Origin of the sequence: Pseudomonas sp. 3296 (genome assembly GCF_031456615.1) — a bacterium.
GTDB lineage: Bacteria > Pseudomonadota > Gammaproteobacteria > Pseudomonadales > Pseudomonadaceae > Aquipseudomonas > Aquipseudomonas mucoides.
Genome location: NZ_JAVDUY010000001.1, coordinates 477,445 through 497,004, shown reverse-complemented (window position 1 = coordinate 497,004; position 19,560 = coordinate 477,445). Strand labels below are relative to the sequence as shown.

The following is a 19,560-nucleotide window of genomic DNA, read 5'->3' as shown; positions in this document are numbered from 1 at the left end:
ATTTCTATACGGTGCCCAGCGAATGTACAGACCGTTATCGATCTTCATCGGCGCGCGTTATACCCGCGCCAAGCGCCGCAATCGCTTTGTTTCCTTCATCTCGATGACTTCGATGATCGGCCTCGCCCTGGGTGTGCTGGCGATGATCGTGGTGTTGTCGGTGATGAACGGCTTTCAGCGCGAAATGAGCTCGCGAATCCTCGGCATGGTGCCGCACGCAACCATCGTCGGCGTGAACCCGATTGACGATTGGCAGCCGGTTGCAGCGGCCGCGATGAAAAATCCGGAAGTCACGGCCGCCGTGCCGTTCACCGAGATGGAAGGCATGCTGTCCTACAAGGGCTCGATGCAGCCGATCCAGGTCAGCGGCGTCGATCCGGCATTGGAAGGCGAGGTCTCAATCGTTGCCAAGCACATCGTTCAGGGGCGTCTGGATGCCTTGAAACCGGGTGAGTTCGGCGTGGTGATTGGCGAAATCACGGCGCGGCGTTTCCGTTTGAACGTCGGCGACAAGATCACCCTGATTGTGCCGGAAGTCAGCACTGCCCCAGGCGGGATTACCCCGCGCATGCAGCGCCTGAACGTGGTTGGCGTGTTCAAGGTCGGGGCTGAACTGGACGGTTCGATGGCGTTGATCCACATGGCCGATGCCGCACAAATGCAGCATTGGGAGCCGAATCAGGTGCAGAGCGTGCGCCTGGCGGTGAAGGATCTGTACGCCGCGCCGCAAGTGTCGAGCGACATCGCCAGCGGTTTGGGTGCTGCCTATAAGGCTGACGACTGGACCCACACCCAGGGCAGTCTGTTCAGCGCGATGAAAATGGAAAAAACCATGATCGGCCTGCTGTTGCTGATGATCGTCGCCGTGGCAGCGTTCAACATCATCGCGACCCTGATCATGGTGGTGAACGACAAAGGCGCGGACATCGCGATCCTGCGCACCATCGGCGCCACGCCGGGGCAGATCATGGCGATCTTCATGGTCCAGGGCACCGTGATCGGGATTGTCGGGACCTTGATCGGCGGCGTGTTGGGCGTGATTGCGGCGTTGAACGTCAGTGAGCTGGTGGGCTGGATCGAGCGGGTGAGCGGGCAGCACATTTTCAGTTCTGACGTGTATTTCGTCAGTAACCTGCCTTCGGAATTGCAGGGCGGGGATGTGCTGTTGATTTGCTCGGCGGGGTTCATCCTGAGCTTCCTGGCGACGGTCTATCCGGCTTGGCGCGCGGCGAAGATCGAGCCGGCTCACGCGTTGCGGTATTCGTAACGCCTGAAATCGCCATCGCGGGCAAGCCCGGCTCCCACAGTTGATCGAGTTGAATCACACCGTTGTGAACGACTCCAAACTCTTTGGCAGCCGGGCTTGCCCGCGATGAGGCCGGAACTGCTGGCCTCAACTTCCCTTAGGCAACTCAATCACAAACCGCGTCCACCCATTCCCCGATTCGCAACGAATCTGCCCGCCATGGGCACGCACGATCGACTGTGTAATCGCTAGCCCCAATCCCGCATGTTCACTGCTACCTTCCTGGCGCGCCGGATCGGTCCGATAAAACCGGTCAAACAATCGCGGCAGCAACGCCCCGTCAATGCCATCACCACTGTTCTCAACCGTCAGGCTCAACCCTTTGGCCTGCTCGACAATCCGCACCCGAACCTCACCCCCTACCGGCGTAAACCGCAACGCGTTATCCAGCAGGTTGGACAGCGCCCGCCGCAACATGCTGCGATCACCCTCCAGGTGCGCGTTACCTTCCCGCGTGAGTGTCACCTGAGCGTCTTCCGCCGGCGGCGCAAAAAACTCCAGCAACAGATCCACTTCCTGCGCCAGTTCCAGCGGTTCGCGCTTGGGCGTCAGCAATCCGTGATCCGCCTTGGCCAGGTACAACATGTCATTGACCAGTTGCGCCATCCATTGCAGTTCTTCGAGGTTACTGTGCAACGCCTCGCGGTAATCCTCGATAGGCCGCGGGCGGGTGAGGGTGACCTGCGTGTGGGTCAGCAGGTTCGACAGTGGCGTGCGCAGTTCGTGGGCGATGTCGGCGGAGAATGCCGAGAGTCGTTGAAAAGAGTCGTCAAGGCGTCCGAGCATGGCGTTGAAACTGTGGGCCAATTCCGCGAGTTCTGGCGGCATGTTCTCTTCAGGCAGGCGCGCATTCAGTGATTGCGCCGACACACCGCGGGCGACCGCACTCATGCGCCTTAACGGGCGCAACCCGCTACGCGCTGCCCAGGCACCTAGCAGGGCGGTGGCCAGGGCTGACAACCCCACGGTCAGCCAGATCAGATGCTGCATGCGTTGCAGAAAGTGCTGGTGATGGGTGATGTCCAGCAACAAAGTCAGTTGTGGGGAATCAGGTTTGTCGACAAACAGCGGCGCATTCAACACGCGGTAGTCGGTGCCGCCGTCGTTCAGCGTCGACAAGCCGGATGTTTGCGGCAGCTTGTCCGGCAGCTGCGTCGAACTGTCATACCAGCGCTGGCCATCGCTGCCGGTAATACGCAGCGATAAATCGGCCTGGCGGCTCAATTCATCCGCGAGCCTGATTTTGCTCTCGCTGGATTGAATGTCGTGAAGCGCCCGGCGCAATCCAATCAACTTGCCGTCCAGCAATTGCTGATCGAGCTCGACGAAGTGCGCCTCGCTGGCGCGACTGAACAACACCCCGGCGAACAGCGAAACCACCGCCGTGCAGGCTGCAAACAGCAACGCGAGACGGCTGCTCAACGAAAGATGCCGCATCAGGCAATACGCTCTTCAAGGACGTAGCCCATGCCGCGCACGGTGTGGATCAGCTTGTTGGGGAATTCATCGTCGATCTTCAGGCGCAAACGCCGGATGGCGACTTCGATCACATTGGTGTCGCTGTCGAAATTCATGTCCCAGACCTGAGAGGCAATCAGCGATTTGGGCAGGACTTCGCCCTGACGACGCAGGAGCATTTCCAGCAAGGCGAACTCTTTGGCCGTGAGGTCGATACGCTGGCCGCTGCGCTCGACGCGACGGCGGATCAGGTCCAGGCGCAAATCGGCCAGTTGCAGGCTGGTTTCCTGTGGCGAGGCGCTGCCGCGACGCAACAGGCTGCGGACCCGGGCCAGCAATTCCGAGAAGGCGAACGGTTTGACCAGGTAATCGTCGGCGCCCAATTCGAGGCCGTGGACCCGGTCCGCCACCGCGTCACGCGCTGTCAGAAAAAGCACGGGCGTATCGAGGCCGGCACTGCGCACCGCTTGCAGAATCTGCCAGCCATCACGGCCGGGCAACATCACGTCGAGAATCAACAGCGCGTAGTCGCCGCTCAGCGCCAGTTGTTGCCCGGTGCTGCCATCGGCCACCAGCTCGGCATTGAAACCGGCCTCGGTCAGGCCCTGGCGCAGGTAGTGGCCGGTTTTCGGTTGGTCTTCGACGATCAGCAATTTCATGAGCGACTCTGGGCAAATGGAACGAACGCTTTATACCGTGGGCGGCGTTATTTCAGGTCAACCTGACAAATTTGTAATCTGGCTGTCAGGTTGCGGGCAGTGGCCGCAGTTTAGAGTTTTCTACAGGCTGAACCTTATCTTGTTGGAGTACGACTATGTTTTTGCGCAAATCTTTGCTGCGGATGGCGTGTTTGTTGGCGTTGAGTTCGCCGGTGTGGGCTGCCCCGGCGCAGTCCTACGACTTTGGCCAACCCGCTGCGGCGGCCCAGGCGACTCGCAGTGTAGAAGTGGTGATGGGCGACATGTCGTTCACCCCCAAGGCGATTGATATCAAGGCGGGTGAGACCATTCGTTTTGTGCTGGTGAATAAAGGCCAGTTGCTGCACGAATTCAACCTGGGGGACGCGGCGATGCATGCCAAACACCAGCAGGAAATGTTGCAGATGCAACAGAGTGGCATGCTTACACCTACAGGCATGAAGGAAATGGACCACGGTTCGATGGCGGGCATGGATCATGGAATGATGAAGCACGACGACCCCAATAGCGTCCTCGTTGAGCCGGGTAAAACCGCCGAGCTGACCTGGACCTTCACCAAGGCCACCAGCCTGGAGTTTGCCTGCAACATCCCCGGCCATTATCAGGCCGGCATGGTCGGCAAGTTGACTGTCAGTCAGTAAGCACTCAATGGCGGGCGCAAAGGCTGGTAGAATCCGCTGATTCTTCAGTCAGGTTTCCGCCATGCATCCCGCAGCCGAACACTCGCCGCTGGGCAAATCCAGCGAATACATTGCCACTTACACGCCGTCCCTGCTGTTCCCGATCCCGCGCACCGCGAAATGGGCCGAGTTGGGTCTGACGGCTGAAACCCTGCCCTATAAAGGCGTGGATTTCTGGAACTGCTTCGAACTGTCGTGGCTGTTACCGTCCGGCAAGCCAGTCGTGGCGATTGGCGAGTTCAGCATCCCGGCGGATTCGCCGAACATCATCGAATCGAAGTCGTTCAAGCTGTACCTCAACTCGCTGAACCAGACGCCGTTTGCCGATACGGCGAGCCTCGAAGCGACGCTGGCGAAAGACCTGTCGGCGGCTGCCGGCAAACCGGTTGGCGTGCGTATTCGCAGTCTCAAGGACGTAGAAGCCGAAGGCGTGGTTGCGTTGCCGGGTGTGTGCATTGATGACCTGGACATCAGCGTCAGCAACTACGAACACCCGCGTCCGGAGCTGCTGCGTTGCGATGAGTCGCACATCGTGGAGGAGAGCGTGCACAGCCATTTGCTCAAATCCAACTGCCCGGTCACCAGCCAGCCGGATTGGGGTAGCGTGGCGGTGGAATACCGTGGCGCGGCACTGGATCACGCGAGTTTGCTGGAGTACATCGTGAGCTTCCGTCAGCACTCGGACTTTCATGAGCAGTGCGTGGAGCGGATTTTTCTCGACTTGCAACGGTTATTGAAGCCGGAGAAATTGACGGTGTATGCGCGGTATGTGCGCCGTGGCGGGCTGGATATCAACCCGTACCGCAGCACCGAAACCGTTCAACTGCCGAACCATCGCCTGGTCCGCCAGTGAAGATCTAATGTGGGATTGCATTGCAAATCCTGGATATGAAAAAGCCCCGCTATCGCTAGCGGGGCTTTTTTGTATCCGGCGGGTTCAGATCCCGATGTTGCCCAGGGTTTGCGCGATGTTGCGCAACGTGCCGGCAATAACAGGGTGTTCCAGTTCAAAGCGTTCGACGGCCAGGTTCACGCCGTCGGCGAGGCTGGTGTCTTGGGTTGAGCTTTCCAGTTTTATCTCGGCTTCAATCTGCGCCATCAACTCGTGCAGGTTTTTACGCTCATCTTCGTTGAGCGGTGGATTCTGTTCCAATTGCTCGCGCAGAGTATTGAGTTGTTCTTGCAGTTCGCGGGCAGGCATGGCGTTCTTCCTTTTATCGATAGGCACTGGCATAGACCGCAGCCTCGCGCCAAAGGTCTATGGCTGACCTTTAGATTAATCCACTTGCGCACAACCTGCATGATCTCGGTCAGGGCTTTTCGCCCTTGAGCCGGCGCAGGCTGATATCGGCCAGGCAGGTGTCGAGGTCGCCGAGATGATCGATCACCGAATGCACGCCCAGCCCGAATAGCTGCATTGTCGCCTTGCCCCGCAAGTGCTCGCGCTCCTTTTGGGTCAATGCGTGCCATTCGCTGGGCGCCAGGCCGCAGAGCGAGCCGCAGGACGCCAGGCCAATCGTCCACAACCCGGCATTCAAACCCGATTGCAGCAACCGGGGTTCGCCACTGACCAGCACGCAGCCATCCAGGCGTTCGACATTCAACGCCATCAGCGCATGCCAGCAAGCGTTCGGCGCGGGCCATGGGTTGATTGTTGCTGGATGTTGCGATGAGCTGATCCAGGAGGGCAGGGTGACGGCCAGGGAATGGCTGAGGGCGGGGGGTAATTCATCGAGCCACGCGCAGGGGATTTGCTGGCGCTGCAAACTGCGCAGGCTGTCCAGCGCGCCGGGAGTGGCTTCGGCGTGCTCGGCAGAATAAGCCCCGTGCTGGCGCGTCCGGGCGCCGAAATCCACCAGGCAACCACTGAGGCCGAACAGGACGGCGGTCAAGCTGGGTGCTGCAACGGGCAAGGTCTCGGCGTGCGGCATAGGAGCGTCCCTGAAATAGTGACAAGGCTATGCGGCGTCAGTGACAGTTGAGTGACATTGATGTGAAGCGCTCTCAATCCGGACGATTCATCTGTAGGCGGATGCGCACGATGCTGCCTAAATCGGCTTTTCCATCTTATACTGATTAGCTTAACGCCCGGGCCACGTGCCCGCGCCAGTAAAAATCCAAGGAGTTTTTCTATGCGCTGGAGCAATCATCTCGCTCAGCTTTTTGTGTGTGCCAGCGTGTTGCTGGTTCCGTTTGCGGCTCAGGCTGCGTCGGAAGACGACCCTTGGGAAAGCGTTAACCGTCCGATCTACAAATTCAACGATGTGATCGACACGTATGCACTCAAGCCTGTGGCTCAGGGCTATGAATACATCACGCCGCAGTTTCTGGAAGATGGCATCCATAACATGTTCCGCAACGTCGGTGACGTCACCAATCTGGTGAACAACATTCTGCAGGCTAAACCGGCCGCGGCGGGCACCGACACTGCACGTATCATCTTCAACACCACGTTCGGCCTGCTGGGCTTTTTCGATGTCGGGACCAAGATGGGCCTGAATCGTAATGACGAAGACTTCGGTCAAACCCTCGGCTATTGGGGGATGGGCAGCGGCCCCTACGTGATGCTGCCGCTGTTGGGCCCAAGCACCTTGCGAGATGCGCCGTCCAAGTTCGTCGACAGCTACACCGGCCCGTACCCTTACATCAACGATGTGCCGGTGCGTAACTCGGTCTTCGGCCTGAACATCGTCGACACGCGTGCCAGCTTGCTGTCGAGCGAGAAGCTGATCACCGGCGACAAGTACATCTTCATCCGTAATGCGTACTTGCAGAACCGCGAGTTCAAAGTCAAAGACGGCAAGGTTGAAGACGATTTTTAATCTCGACCGGTAAAACGAAGAAGGCGGCCCATGGGCCGCCTTCTTCGTTTTGGATCCGGCTTATTTCATCTTCAAGATTGTAAGCCCGAGTTTCTGACCTTCACCGTCCAAAGGCTTCACCCACACCACTTCGGTGTCGGCCTCAAGACCTTTTAATGCGGCGTGATCGGACTCGATGCGCACGTTGAGCCGGTCGCCCACTTTGAACTCACGCTTCGCTTCAACCTGCATGCCACTGCTGGAAAGGTCGATGCAGACCGCTGGCACCTCATCACCTTCATGAATCAACGACACATCGGCATCGACTCGCATGCGGATGAAATCGCGCTTTTCGCTGTAGTCCCGACCGGTTTGACTCATGGGCTCGATCCTTCCATTGGGTTTCGGATTTGTCTGTTCTTATAACTCCCGGTGATTTGACAAGTAAAGACGCCAAGCGACCATCGGCGTGAGCTTGAAACGCCTCTCGGATGGGAGTACCGTCTGCGCCTTAGAAGGGCACCTCTGGTGTACAGGTGAGTAGGGCAAACGCTCGAAAACGGTGCAACAGAGAGGCTAGAAAGCGAATCCAGTAGTGTGAGCCGGGCTAAAACCCGTGCCTGCTACGCCAACCTAATTCTGGCGCCGTTTGCCCACATGCCAAAAACCAGTGCCACGCTGCTGATAATCGATGATGACGAAGTAGTGCGCGCGAGTCTCGCGGCCTATTTGGAAGACAGTGGTTTCAGTGTCCTGCAGGCCAGCAATGGCCAACAGGGTCTTCAGGTATTCGAGCAAGACAAGCCCGACTTGGTCATCTGCGATCTGCGCATGCCGCAGATGGGCGGACTCGAACTCATTCGCCAGGTTACCGAACGGTCCCCGCAAACGCCGGTGATTGTGGTTTCGGGTGCCGGCGTGATGAACGACGCGGTCGAGGCACTGCGCCTTGGCGCGGCGGATTACCTGATCAAGCCTCTCGAAGATCTGGCAGTGCTCGAGCATTCTGTGCGCCGGGCCCTTGATCGTGCGCGCCTGCTGCTGGAAAACCAGCGCTACCGCGAGAAGCTGGAAAAGGCCAACCGCGAGCTCGCCGCCAGCCTGAACCTGCTCCAGGAAGACCAGAACGCCGGTCGCCAGGTGCAGATGAACATGCTGCCGGTCAGCCCCTGGACCATCGACGAGTTTCAGTTTGCGCACAAGATCATCCCGTCGCTGTACCTCTCGGGTGATTTCGTTGACTACTTTCGGGTCGATGAGCGTAGGGTAGCCTTCTATCTGGCAGACGTTTCCGGGCATGGCGCCTCTTCAGCGTTCGTTACCGTGCTGCTGAAGTTCATGACCACGCGCTTGCTGTTCGAATCCAAGCGCAGCGGTACATTGCCGGAATTCAAGCCTTCAGAGGTCCTTGGTCATATCAACCGAGGCCTGATCAGTTGTAAGCTGGGTAAACACGTCACAATGGTCGGTGGAGTCATCGACGAGGAGACAGGTTTGTTGACCTATAGCATCGGTGGTCATTTGCCGTTGCCAGTGTTGTACACGCCAGACAGTGTTCGTTATCTGGAAGGGCGCGGTCTGCCGGTGGGGCTCTTTAATGAAGCCACCTACGAAGACCACGTGCTGGAGCTGCCGCCGACGTTCAGCCTGACGCTGATGTCTGATGGCATTCTGGACCTTTTGCCAGAAGCCACACTCAAAGAAAAAGAAGCGGCGTTGCCCCAACGGGTCAAGGCTGCGGGCGGCACCCTGGATGGGCTGCGGCAGGTTTTTGGATTGGCCACGCTTGGGGAGATGCCGGATGATATCGCCCTGTTGGTGTTGAGCAGGAATCTTTAATGAGTACCGGTAGAATCCAGTTCGCCGAGCAGGACGGCACCTTCGTCCTGAAATTCGTCGGTGAAGTTCGCCTGACCCTGTGTTCGGCGTTGGATGCGACTATTGATCGGATCTTCACCGCGTTGAATTTCAACGCCATCGTGATCGACCTGACCGAAACCCGCAGTATCGACAGCACCACCCTTGGCCTGCTGGCCAAATTGTCGATCCTGTCGCGGCAGAAAGTCGGCCTGCTGCCGACTGTCGTCACCACCCACGAAGACATCACCCGTTTGTTGGAGTCCATGGGTTTCGAGCAAGTGTTCAACATTGTTGACCAGCCTGTGCCGTGCCCGGAATGCCTGGACGACCTGCCAGACCAGGACCAGTCCGAGGAAGTGGTGAGGATCAAGGTGCTTGAAGCCCACAAAATCCTCATGGGCCTCAATGATCACAATCGCGAAGCGTTCCATGACCTGGTGAATGCGCTGGAGCGTCACTGATCACTTGAAGTGACTGGCACAAAAAAGGGCGAACCCATCAAGGTTCGCCCTTTTTGCATTGCGCTAACTCAAATCACAGCTTGGCTTGCAGCAGAGCTTCAAGCTTCTCCTGGTCGCGAGCAAACTGACGAATGCCCTCAGCCAGTTTCTCGGTCGCCATCGCGTCCTCGTTGGACAACCAACGGAACTGCGCTTCATTCAAGCTCAAACGCGCCTCACCGGCATGCCCAGGCGCCAACTTGCGCTCCAGCTTGCCAGTGTCCGCCGCGAGCTTCTCCAGCAGGTCCGGGCTGATGGTCAGGCGATCACAACCGGCCAATTGCTCAATCTGGCTCAGGTTGCGGAAGCTCGCACCCATCACCACCGTCTTGTAATCATTGGCTTTGTAGTAGTTGTAGATACGGGTCACCGACTGCACGCCCGGATCATCCGCACCGGCGTAGTCGTTGCCGTTGGCTTTTTTGTACCAGTCGTAAATCCGGCCCACGAACGGCGAGATCAGGAACACACCTGCATCGGCACACGCGGCTGCCTGAGCAAACGAGAACAACAGTGTCAGGTTGGTCTGAATGCCTTCTTTTTCCAGTGTCTCTGCGGCGCGAATGCCTTCCCAGGTGGAGGCAATCTTGATCAGCACGCGGTCACGGCCAATGCCGGCCTTGTCGTACAGTTCGATCAGACGGTGCGCGCGCTTCAATACGGCGTCAGTGTCGAACGACAGGCGCGCATCCACTTCAGTGGAAATGCGGCCCGGGACAACCTTCAGAATCTCTTGCCCGACTGCAACGCCAAAACGGTCGCTGGCCAGGCCCACATCGCCTTTGCAATCGTGAACGCAGGCGTTCAGCAATTCGGCATAGGCAGGAATCGCCGCGGCTTTGAGCAGCAGGGAAGGGTTAGTGGTGGCGTCCACCGGTTTAACGCGAGCGATAGCTTCGAAGTCGCCGGTATCGGCAACCACGGTGGTCATTTGTTTCAGTTGTTCCAGCTTGGAAGTCATGGGCGTGCTCTGTCCTGTGGGTCTAATGACATTACCCGAGCGCTGACAGCCACTCAAGGGCGCATGTACGTATCAATGGCCCCAGCGGCAACAACCTGAAAACGGCTGTTTGAATGGCGGGGCACGGTATCGGTTAATACGATGCCAAAACCGGGCACAGGTTCAAGGTAACTGACCGTTGACGCCTTATCTTTAGAAGGTGCTGTTAAAAAGGGTCGGGTCCCGCCGTTATAAGATGTCAAATAGCGAGGCCGGGATGCCGTGTAACGTGCTGCTGATAAATGGATGTATCGGATGGGAAGATGACTTCACAGGGGAAGCAGGTGTCTGGAAATGTGGGGACCTTCGATGACCTTATCTTGGGTTATGTCCTGAAGAAACTCACCGAAGTATTTGAAGAATTGATGGTCGTTTCAAAAAATAACCACCCTGATAATTTGCAGGGTGTGGTTGAAATGGGCAGGGTTAAAGCCGCAAAAAATATTCCCGGTTGGCTGCAGCGAGTGAAACACAGCGTGCCTTCTCAGGTCACGCGCGTAATGATGGAGCAAATGAACTACGCGCAACAACGTCAGCAAGACCTGCGCATTGAAGCGCAAGTCTTATTGTTGGAAGTGCTGGTGGAAGCCTCACTGGCGCTCGATGCGACGAATTATTCCGAATGTACGAACAAGAGCCTCCATTAACCACGGAGGCCGTAACTCATTGTGCCTTTAATAGCGACTTGACGGCCGCTTCCGCTGGTTTTGAGTTGCCATCAGAAGACTTTAATCCAAAACTTCGCTCACGGTCATTGCTGCCTGAGTCGCTGTTTTTCCATTCGTAAAGAGATGTCAGCGGTATGTTCAGTTGCTTGACGTCGGAAATGAACTTGGTGATGCGCGTGGCCTGTCCGGTAGTTCCTCCGATGGAACTGAGCGATGGCACTCCCCATTCGGTAATCACGCCGGGTACATGAAAACTGTCGAGAATAAATGCTTGGGCACTGCTGATCTCAGTGCCCGACATACCATAGGGGTGATAGGAGACAGCACTCAGGCATTTCGGATATGCAGTCATGATTTTAGTCAGTGCGGCGGTCGACGTGGAGCCTGTGGTGGGCGCCCGTGCGAATCCAAACCCGATCAGCGGTGTTGAATGATCGCGATGTTGCAATCCGTTGCACACTGCGCTCATGAACGGCACAAAGGTTACTTCAAAATCCTGTGTGGGCCAGTATTTTGGCAAGTCCGGTTCATTCCATATTTCAATGGCCACAAGCTGCGTGCTGTATGTGTTTTCCAGGCCGATGACTGAGTTTGCGAATGCCGCGCCTGCGTTGGCGAGTTCATCGTCACCGCTTTTCGATTTGCCGGTTAACGCTTTGGTTGAGCGAACGGTCATCAATACTGGCAAGTTGGCAGATTTGGCGGCAGCGAAAGCTTCATTGATCTGATTCTGGTACGCCGGGCTGTTCAAGCTGTTGGTCCATACGCCAAAACGCACGAACCCGAAGCCAGAGTCCTTGATTTGCCGGGCATCGGTGGCAGAGAAGTTTTGAATTTTTACCTGAACGCCTATGGTCTTGTTGCCCTCTGCCAATGCGGGAAAAGCTTGGCTGGCGTTAGCGTGATTGAATGCGCCGAGTAACAATAGTGTTGAGACGCTAATACATCGAAAACACGTTAAGGTCATGTCTGATTCCTGAGGGGCGAGTAGTACAGCCATATCATCAATTCTCTATTGTCGATGCACCATTGTTATTTTTAGTCGGAAAAATAATGCGCAGATTACTGTCGTTATTTTTGGTCCGGCTATTCTGGTTGGGCGTTTTTTATGTGTCGTGGTATTTAATATCCTTGTATTTCCATGATCGATCCATCTCTGAATGCGGGACCGATTTTATCGGTTCACTCCTATCCCCGCTACACATTGGCCGATTCGACACTACACGGGAAGAGTAGCCTTGTTCAGAAAGATCCTTATCGTCTGCGTGGGCAATATTTGCCGAAGTCCAACAGCTGAAATGTTGCTGCGCGACGCGCTGGAGCCTACGGATATCTCAGTAACCTCCGCGGGGCTGGACGCGCGGGTGGGCGAGTCTATGGAGCCCAACGCACTTTCCGTTCTCGAAGAAAAGGGTCGCGCTGCCCAAGGGTTTAAAGCGCGGCAAATTACGCCTGCGATTGTTAATGAATCAGACCTGATTCTGGTCATGGAAAAAGAGCATGTAAAAGGCGTGCTGAATATTGCCTCGCACGCGAGGGGCAAAGTGTTTCTTCTGGGCAAGTGGCAGAGTGAGCGCGAAATAAAGGACCCGTATCGTCAAGGAAACGCTGCTTTTGTCCATGCTCATGCATTGATTGAAGATGCTGTTTGCTCATGGGCACAGCGCCTCGGACGTTGATGGATGATTTTCAGATTAGTATTAAAGGTAAAAGAATAGACCTTATGCAGTTACCGTCAGTAGTCAGCACCCGGGATAAAGAGGGAGACGAGATTGATCTTCTCGGCTTACTGGGCACATTGATTGATCATAAATGGTTAATAGGTGCCATCACTGGTGCGTTCATGGTGACCGGCGCCGCCTATTCGATATTGTCGCCACCTGTGTATCTGGCGAACGCGTTGGTACAGGTCGAACCGAAAAAGAACGACATGTTGGGGTTCTCGGATATCAGCAGCATGCTGGGCGGCCAATCCCCGGCGGCGACCGAAATCGGAATTATCAAGTCCCGCGCGGTCATCGGTAAAACCGTCGATGACCTGCGCCTGGATATCGTGATAACGCCCAACACCTTTCCTGTCGTGGGCGGGTTTATCGCACGACGATACAAGAGCACTCCGACGGAAAGTGTTTCGCCTGCGCGCTTCGGCATGAGCAGTTATGCCTGGGGGGGCGAGCGTCTTGATATCGAGAAGCTCAAGTTGCCTGATGAGCTTTTGGGTAAAAAATTGACCCTGGTGGCTGAAGAGCAGAACCGCTTCAAGCTTTACGATGACAATGGCGGTTTGTTGGCCGCCGGCACGACAGGCAACGCAGTTGTAGACAATGGGGTCGAGGTGCTTGTCGCGCGCATGGCCGCGAATCCGGGCACAAAATTTGAAGTCGTTCGCAATCCACGGATTGTCACCATTCAGAATTACCAGGACGCTCTCGATGTCTCTGAGCAAGGTAAAGAGTCGGGCATTATTAGCCTGGCCCTTGCCAGCACCGACTACACCCTGGCGGTGAAGATCCTCAACAAGATATCGACACTTTATGTACAGCAGAATGTGCAACGCACCTCTGCCGAGGCGGCCCAGAGCCTGGACTTCCTGCAGGCGCAACTGCCTCAAGTCAAAGAGGATCTGGTCAAAGCCAGCAACGCGCTGAACAGCTATCAAACCCGCGGCAATACGGTAAATATCTCACTTGAAACCAAGTCTGTTCTGGAACAGATGGTGGTGCTGGATACGCGCATCTCCGATTTGAAGCTCCAGCAAGCGGACCTGGATCGAAAGTTCACCCGAGAGCACCCGGCCTACCGCGCCTTGATGGCTCAAATCGGGGATTTGAACAAGCAGCGCCATGGTTTGGAGAAGAAGGTTCAGGATCTTCCGGCAACGCAGCAGGAGCTGTTGAACCTCACACGTGATGTGGAAGTGGCGACACAGATTTATACCCAGTTGCTGAATAAATCCCAGGAGCTGGACATCATCAGGGCAGGGGCGGTTGGCAATGCGCGGTTGATCGATACCGCCGACGTCGATACCACAACCCCGGTCAAACCACGCAAAGCCCTGATCGTTCTCATTGCAACTTTCCTTGGCGGGTTTGTCGGTGTTGCCTTGGTGTTGGTGCGTAAATCCCTGAGCCGAGGACTCGAGGGGCCGGAAGCCATCGAACAGCTTGGGCTGCCTGTTTATGCCTCCATTCCATACAGCGATTTGCAGCGGGAAGAAGACAGCAAAAAACTTCGGCTGGGTGACGCCGCCAATAACCAGTCTTTTCTGTTGGCCCTGCGTAATCCCACTGACCTGTCGATCGAGTCGATACGCAGCCTGAGAACCTGTCTGCATTTTGCAGGGCTGGATGCGACCAACAATCGGATCATGATTTCCGGGCCGAGTCCACAGGTGGGCAAAACGTTTGTGTCATCTAACCTGGCGGCGGTCATTGCTCAAAGCGGGCAGCGGGTCGTACTGATCGATGCCGATATGCGCAAAGGTCATCTGCACAAGACCCTGGCAACGCCGATCACCAATGGTTTGTCCGATCTATTAACCAAGCGCTGCAGTATTGAGCAGGCGATCAATAGAATTGAAACGGACAACTTGCATTTTATTAGTCGCGGGCAGGTGCCGCCTAATCCATCAGAGCTGTTGATGCATGCCAACTTCAGAGAGCTCCTGGCAGAACTGAGTGCACTCTACGATGTGGTGATCATCGATACACCACCGCTTCTGGCAGTGACAGATGCTGCCATCGTAGGACGCGAAGCCGCCATTAATCTGATTGTGACGCGCTTTGGTGTGAATCCTGCCAAAGAGATCGAATTGACAATACGTCGATTTGCGCAAAACGGTATCGAGTTGAAGGGCGCCATTTTTAACGGCGTCGAGAAACGCGCGTCCAGCTATTACGGTAATGGCAGTTATGGCTATTACAACTATGAGTACGCCTCTGACAAGTCCTGATGCGAGTTCTATCTATCAGGTAATCGAGTTGAAAGTGGTTTAACGATTGTTAGCCACTTTCAGCGCGGCTTGCCTGCGACTAAGTTCATGGAGATAGGTGGATTATGAAAAAAATACTGCACGTGGCGGAAACAATCAAAGGTGGTGTTGCGACGGTTATCCGTACGATATCGACCCCTCCTCAGGACCACGCACTGAAGTATGAACTGGTTTATCTGGTTCCGTTCGATCAGAAGAAAGAGCTGCACGGTATTGATGAGAAAAACATCAGGACCTTTTCCCGGAACAAGCGCGATGTCATGTCCCTGTTGCGATTTGCCTGGAAACTGGCTTGTGTGATTTTCAAGGAAAAACCGGATGTCGTGCACTTGCACAGCACGTTCTCCGGAGTGATCGGCCGGTGTGTCTGTCTGGTCATGCGCCCTTGGCGGTCGCCTAAAATTGTTTACTGCCCGCATGCATTTTCCTTCTTGATGGAGAGTTCTCCTGTCAAACAGAAAGTGTATTCACTGATTGAGCGGATTTTGCAGAAAGTGACCGATGTCATTATCTGTGTCAGTCAGTATGAGATGGATAAAGCCGCATCGTTTGGTATTGATCGTCACCGTATGAAGCTGATCTACAACGGTATTCATTATAAAAGTGATGAGAGCAAAACCAGCGAGAGTACGGACATTCATCTTCTGTTTGTCGGTCGACTGGACTACCAGAAAGGCTTCGATTTGTTGCTCAAGGCGTTCGCTGAGGTCGAGCGAACTGACTTGAGGCTCACTGTCGTTGGCAGTGCGGTCAACGAAGATACCGTCGAGTGCCCCGATATTGACGCCGTGGAGTACCTGCCTTGGGTGACTCCCGCTGAAGTAAACGAACTGTATAAAACGGCGGATGCCCTGATTGTGCCAAGTCGCTGGGAGGGCTTTGCCATGGTGCCTCTCGAAGGGATGGCCATGGGCGTGCCGGTGATCGCCAGTGACTGCACATCGCTGCCTGAACTGGTGACGGACAACATCACGGGTTACCTGTTTTCGACCGGTGACTACCAGGCGCTGGCCAGCATTTTGCTGAATATCAAAAAACAAAAGCTGCTGGAGCTTGGCACTGAAAGCCGCAAGAAAGTGCGCGAACAGTTCAGCGCAACGTTGATGATCCAGCAAACCTATGACGTGTATTCCGCTCAAACTTATTAAGTAGAAATCAAGATCATGAACGTAACTATTTTGCATGGCTACAGCGCGTCGAACTCGGGTGATGGGCTTCTCGTTGATTTGGCGATTGCCATGGTGCTGCGCAACTTCGGCGCAGACACGTTAATAAACGTAGTTGCGTCAGACCCGCAATCGTTCAGTTATCTCCCGTATAAACGGTATGACGCGCCGGTGATGGCGGCTAAAGGGTTCGGAAGAGTGAAGGAGGCGGTTTTTCTTAACCAGTCTTACGCGCCCCTTGCCGATCTGTTGAAAACTACCGATCTGATCGTCGGGGTCGGTGGTGGGTACATGCGCTCAAAAAGCGCTTTCGAGCATATCAAGCTGAAACTGGGTCATGCCAAACAACTTGAAACGGCGATTTTGAGCAAGGTGCCGTCGGTTTATCTTCCGCAAAGTATCGGTCCGTTCCATGGCGAGAGCAGCAAAATCGTAGAGCACTACACCAAGGCCGATGCCGTATTTGTCAGGGATAACAGGTCGTCGGCTATTTTCCAATCCAATGAAAATGTCTATCGGGCGCCGGACCTGGCAGTTCAGGCGCTGGCGAAAAAGATCCTGGTCCAGCCCAAGTTCACCCGCTGTGCGCCATCTCCTGCTGTGGTCTGCGTTGTTTTACGCAAGCCACCAGAGTGGAGCAAAGAGAAGAAAGTTGCCTACGTCGCGAACCTGAAGCTTCTATTGCAGAGACTCAGGGCGAAAAGCAAAGTGGTCTGCGCTGTTCAGAGCGCCGTCCGCGGCAACGACGATGGCGCGTTTTACCGGGAACTTGGCATTAACGAGGACCTGCTGCCCTTGAAGGCAACACTGGCGAAGTATCAGCCAGACCTGGTTATTTCCGTCCGGTTGCACGGGGCGATTGAGTCACTCCTCGCCGGCGTACCCGCTTTCCATATCAGTTATGAACGCAAAGGCTTCGGTGCGTATCAGGACATGGGCGTGGAAGACTGGGTGATCAATGGAGGCGACATCAATGTCGACACCATCATCGACACGGTCTACGCCCCCAACGCGCTCACCCGATTCGGCAAGAAACTCACGGACACCTGTAAAGAAATCGAAGCCAAAACGGTGCAGATGGACAATATCATCAAAGGGATTGTTCGATGATATTTCGGTTGTTGCTGCGGGGAGGTGCATTAGGCGCAAAGTTTCTGCTGGTGCTGGCCATCACTCATTATCTGGGTTATGACGCATTGGGCTTTTACGGCGTTGTGGTCGCGGCCTCTTTGATAGCCTCGAAGTTTTACAGTGTCGGGTTCAGTTCTGAAATCAATCGGCTGATCAGTGTCGGGGGCAGTTCGCGGCTTGTCGTTGATAGGGTGCTGGTCCTGTATCTGGCTGTTGGTTTGTTATTGTCGGTGGTCACGGTCGCCCTGTACTCGCTCTTCAGCGATGTGCAGGCGAGTGCCGCGTTGATCGCTTGTGTCACGCTTCTGCTGCTCACCGAGCATCTTTCCTTCGAAATAAACTCGTTTGTTTTTTCGGCGCAAAAAGCCAACTGGGGCGCGGTACTGTTTTTTATAAAAACCGGGCTCTGGGCGCTACTTGCTGTTGCGGGATTGATGGCGGGCGTAGTGTCCAGCATCACCAGTGTTCTTTGGCTTTGGGTGGTCACCAACCTGCTGGTCATCGTCGCGGGTTACTTGATTGTGGTGAACGTTCACAAGGGGCGGGAAGTCTGTGTCGTCACCACCGTTTCGGTCTGGCGAGCAGGGCTGCCCTTTTATCTGGGGGGTGGCCTGATCGCACTCAGTCAGTACGCCGAGCGTTTTCTTATCCTGGACATTGAACCGTACGCCAGTCTCGGCAAGTACGTGTATGCCTGGTCTGCGGCCAACACCTTGCAAGCGCTGTCCTATGCGGTTGTTGCCGTCGTCGGCATTCCGGTTCTTGCCAAGCGCTACAAGAATAATCAACAGGCGCTGACAGTCCGGCAACTGTTCCTGAATCAATGGGTGTTGCGCTCCCTCATCGTTTCCGGCGCGGTGGCTGTGCTGATTTATGCCTTCTTCAATGTCCTGCTGGATTATGTGGACGTGGCAGTCCCGCGACCGGATAACAGGATTTTAACCATTCTGATTTTCTCCTTTGCCCTGCGTGCCGTCGGCGACATCGTCTGGGGCGGTCTTATTGCGTCGAAGAACAGTCGGGTGTCGCTGGCCAGTGCGGCGATATGCCTGATGGTTTCACTGCCTGTCAGCTATGTACTCATTAAACATTATTCAATTTATGGCGCGGCGTGGGGGAACGTCTTCTCGATTACGGTGCAACTGGTCGTTATCGCTTTGCTGACCAGGTTTGCCCGGGCGAAGGGGGCGTTGTAATGGCTTTGTCTCTGCCTTCCATAGAGTTTCGTGGACGAAAACTCGACTCGTCGATCTCGTTCCTGATTTTGTTCTGCGGTCTTTTTCTGTCCATTGCGATGCCGTTGCTGATGCACCGGGATCCAGGTCCGGATGCGATGACGTTGTGGTCTTCATACGTTCGTTCAGACAACTGCAACTTCTGGAATCCCTTCTCGCCAGACCGGTCTTCTTACGAATGCTCCGCTTACCTGCTACGTCCCACCGGCATAAACCTGACCAATGCCTGGGCCTACGGGATGCTGTGCAATCTGTTTCTGACGTCGATCCCGATCTTTATTTTCAGAAGAATACCGATAACGATTTTCCTGACCTTGTGTTTGTGGGGCGTGGTCCGGTCGTTCTTCCTCGATAACCTGACCAAGGAAATCATTGTCTCGGTGGCGGTGATTGCCATTCTGGTTTTTTCATTTTCGAAGCGATACCGAGTGGGCTTTTTTCTGTCTGCGCTGTTTTACGGCGTGCTGATCCGCCCCTACTGGATCCTGTTTTCGCTGGTCTGGGTTGGCGTGTGCGTGATGAAAAAGCATGTGTCGCGTTTTAGCTTTTTCCTGATGTTGTTCGCGTTCTATCTGGCGATCGCAACAGCGATTCAGCTGCTGGTCGGCTATTCGGTTTCGTCCATTCGGGCCAGTAACAATGAACAACGGACGCTGGGCGAGGAGGGCTCAAAGTCATTGATCGTGTCGTGGATCAACGGCGGTGATTTTGTATCGCAGGCCGTGGATTCGATGAGCATCTTTTTCAGGTTGTCGTTCCCGGTGGAGTTGATTCTTTTATCCGGCCTGGGGCAGATCATCTTTGTTGTCCTGATGATGATGACCTCGTTGTTGATGTTCAAAATGATGACGTCGAGTCACTACAAGGGCTCGCTCATCGAACCGAAAGTCAAAGAGCTAATCGCTATTCCACTGTCCTTTCTATTGGTGCAGGGGCTGTTCGAGCCTGACTTTGGCTCGTTTGCCCGACATTTCTCCATGGTGGTGCCGGTCCTGTTTCTGGGGCTGGGGTTGCAGTTGCGCTCAAAAAAACCTGAGTCGGTTGATTCAAGCGTCTTGAACTGAGG

20 protein-coding genes are annotated in these 19,560 nt (G+C 55.3%); 13 read left to right on the top strand and 7 right to left on the bottom strand.

Annotation, left to right across the window (positions count from 1 at the left end; all coding sequences use genetic code 11):
• Positions 1-22: 22 nt before the first annotated feature.
• Complete coding sequence (locus J2X66_RS02445; RefSeq protein WP_310260414.1) at positions 23-1,267, top strand: lipoprotein-releasing ABC transporter permease subunit; 1,245 nt, start codon at positions 23-25, stop codon at positions 1,265-1,267.
• Positions 1,268-1,393: 126 nt separating this feature from the next.
• Here J2X66_RS02445 and J2X66_RS02440 read toward each other — a convergent pair whose 3' ends face one another.
• Both J2X66_RS02440 and J2X66_RS02435 read right to left on the bottom strand, forming a co-directional pair.
• Positions 1,394-2,743 (bottom strand): heavy metal sensor histidine kinase, encoded by a 1,350-nt coding sequence (locus tag J2X66_RS02440; protein ID WP_310260411.1) that lies wholly within the window; start codon positions 2,741-2,743, stop codon positions 1,394-1,396.
• Entirely contained in the window at positions 2,743-3,423 is a 681-nt protein-coding gene (locus J2X66_RS02435) for a heavy metal response regulator transcription factor (protein WP_310260408.1), read from the bottom strand. Before J2X66_RS02435 ends, J2X66_RS02440 begins: the two co-directional genes overlap by 1 nt.
• A gap of 155 nt (positions 3,424-3,578) precedes the next feature.
• Between J2X66_RS02435 and J2X66_RS02430 the strand changes: the two genes are divergently transcribed.
• Entirely contained in the window at positions 3,579-4,103 is a 525-nt protein-coding gene (locus J2X66_RS02430; RefSeq protein WP_310260405.1) for a cupredoxin family protein, read from the top strand.
• Positions 4,104-4,164: 61 nt separating this feature from the next.
• Complete coding sequence (queF, locus tag J2X66_RS02425) at positions 4,165-4,995, top strand: NADPH-dependent 7-cyano-7-deazaguanine reductase QueF (protein ID WP_310260400.1); 831 nt, start codon at positions 4,165-4,167, stop codon at positions 4,993-4,995.
• Positions 4,996-5,079: 84 nt separating this feature from the next.
• On the opposite strand, the gene J2X66_RS02420 is transcribed toward queF, so the two are convergent.
• Both J2X66_RS02420 and J2X66_RS02415 read right to left on the bottom strand, forming a co-directional pair.
• A complete protein-coding gene (locus tag J2X66_RS02420) occupies positions 5,080-5,343 on the bottom strand; it encodes a DUF4404 family protein (RefSeq protein WP_123434328.1) in 264 nt (87 codons plus the stop codon).
• Between the two features lie 109 nt (positions 5,344-5,452).
• Positions 5,453-6,073: an HAD family phosphatase gene (locus tag J2X66_RS02415; RefSeq protein ID WP_310260396.1), complete on the bottom strand. Its 621-nt coding sequence runs from the start codon at positions 6,071-6,073 to the stop codon at positions 5,453-5,455.
• 201 nt (positions 6,074-6,274) lie between these two features.
• On the opposite strand from J2X66_RS02415, the gene J2X66_RS02410 reads away from it, so the two are divergent.
• The gene (locus J2X66_RS02410) at positions 6,275-6,964 is read left to right on the top strand and encodes a VacJ family lipoprotein (RefSeq protein WP_310260393.1); all 690 of its coding nucleotides are present in this window, start codon (positions 6,275-6,277) and stop codon (positions 6,962-6,964) included.
• Between the two features lie 60 nt (positions 6,965-7,024).
• Here J2X66_RS02410 and J2X66_RS02405 read toward each other — a convergent pair whose 3' ends face one another.
• On the bottom strand, positions 7,025-7,324 hold the full coding sequence (locus J2X66_RS02405; RefSeq protein WP_310260391.1) for a PilZ domain-containing protein: 300 nt from the start codon (positions 7,322-7,324) through the stop codon (positions 7,025-7,027).
• 276 nt (positions 7,325-7,600) lie between these two features.
• Here J2X66_RS02405 and rssB point away from each other — a divergent pair, with 276 nt between their 5' ends.
• Complete coding sequence (gene rssB, locus J2X66_RS02400) at positions 7,601-8,782, top strand: two-component system response regulator RssB (protein WP_310260389.1); 1,182 nt, start codon at positions 7,601-7,603, stop codon at positions 8,780-8,782.
• The gene (rssC, locus tag J2X66_RS02395) at positions 8,782-9,264 is read left to right on the top strand and encodes an anti-sigma factor antagonist RssC (RefSeq protein ID WP_007943680.1); all 483 of its coding nucleotides are present in this window, start codon (positions 8,782-8,784) and stop codon (positions 9,262-9,264) included. The genes rssB and rssC overlap by 1 nt, the downstream gene beginning before the upstream one ends.
• A gap of 73 nt (positions 9,265-9,337) precedes the next feature.
• Here rssC and tal read toward each other — a convergent pair whose 3' ends face one another.
• Positions 9,338-10,264 carry a transaldolase gene (gene tal / locus J2X66_RS02390; protein WP_310260384.1) on the bottom strand — a complete coding sequence of 309 codons (927 nt, stop codon included), beginning with the start codon at positions 10,262-10,264 and terminating at the stop codon, positions 9,338-9,340.
• 281 nt (positions 10,265-10,545) lie between these two features.
• On the opposite strand from tal, the gene J2X66_RS02385 reads away from it, so the two are divergent.
• Entirely contained in the window at positions 10,546-10,950 is a 405-nt protein-coding gene (locus tag J2X66_RS02385) for a hypothetical protein (protein WP_310260381.1), read from the top strand.
• A 16-nt stretch (positions 10,951-10,966) separates the two neighbouring features.
• On the opposite strand, the gene J2X66_RS02380 is transcribed toward J2X66_RS02385, so the two are convergent.
• Entirely contained in the window at positions 10,967-11,938 is a 972-nt protein-coding gene (locus tag J2X66_RS02380) for a glycosyl hydrolase family 5 (protein WP_310260378.1), read from the bottom strand.
• A gap of 271 nt (positions 11,939-12,209) precedes the next feature.
• On the opposite strand from J2X66_RS02380, the gene J2X66_RS02375 reads away from it, so the two are divergent.
• From J2X66_RS02375 to J2X66_RS02350, 6 genes are all read left to right on the top strand, one after another.
• Positions 12,210-12,650, top strand: a complete 441-nt coding sequence (locus J2X66_RS02375) for a low molecular weight protein-tyrosine-phosphatase (RefSeq protein ID WP_310260375.1) — start codon at positions 12,210-12,212, stop codon at positions 12,648-12,650.
• A gap of 44 nt (positions 12,651-12,694) precedes the next feature.
• Positions 12,695-14,923 carry a polysaccharide biosynthesis tyrosine autokinase gene (locus tag J2X66_RS02370; RefSeq protein WP_310261430.1) on the top strand — a complete coding sequence of 743 codons (2,229 nt, stop codon included), beginning with the start codon at positions 12,695-12,697 and terminating at the stop codon, positions 14,921-14,923.
• 104 nt (positions 14,924-15,027) lie between these two features.
• Complete coding sequence (locus J2X66_RS02365) at positions 15,028-16,110, top strand: glycosyltransferase (RefSeq protein ID WP_310260373.1); 1,083 nt, start codon at positions 15,028-15,030, stop codon at positions 16,108-16,110.
• Between the two features lie 15 nt (positions 16,111-16,125).
• Positions 16,126-17,238, top strand: a complete 1,113-nt coding sequence (locus tag J2X66_RS02360; RefSeq protein ID WP_310260370.1) for a polysaccharide pyruvyl transferase family protein — start codon at positions 16,126-16,128, stop codon at positions 17,236-17,238.
• The gene (locus J2X66_RS02355; RefSeq protein ID WP_310260368.1) at positions 17,235-18,455 is read left to right on the top strand and encodes a polysaccharide biosynthesis C-terminal domain-containing protein; all 1,221 of its coding nucleotides are present in this window, start codon (positions 17,235-17,237) and stop codon (positions 18,453-18,455) included. The genes J2X66_RS02360 and J2X66_RS02355 overlap by 4 nt, the downstream gene beginning before the upstream one ends.
• On the top strand, positions 18,455-19,558 hold the full coding sequence (locus J2X66_RS02350; protein ID WP_310261428.1) for a hypothetical protein: 1,104 nt from the start codon (positions 18,455-18,457) through the stop codon (positions 19,556-19,558). The genes J2X66_RS02355 and J2X66_RS02350 overlap by 1 nt, the downstream gene beginning before the upstream one ends.
• Positions 19,559-19,560 lie beyond the last annotated feature (2 nt).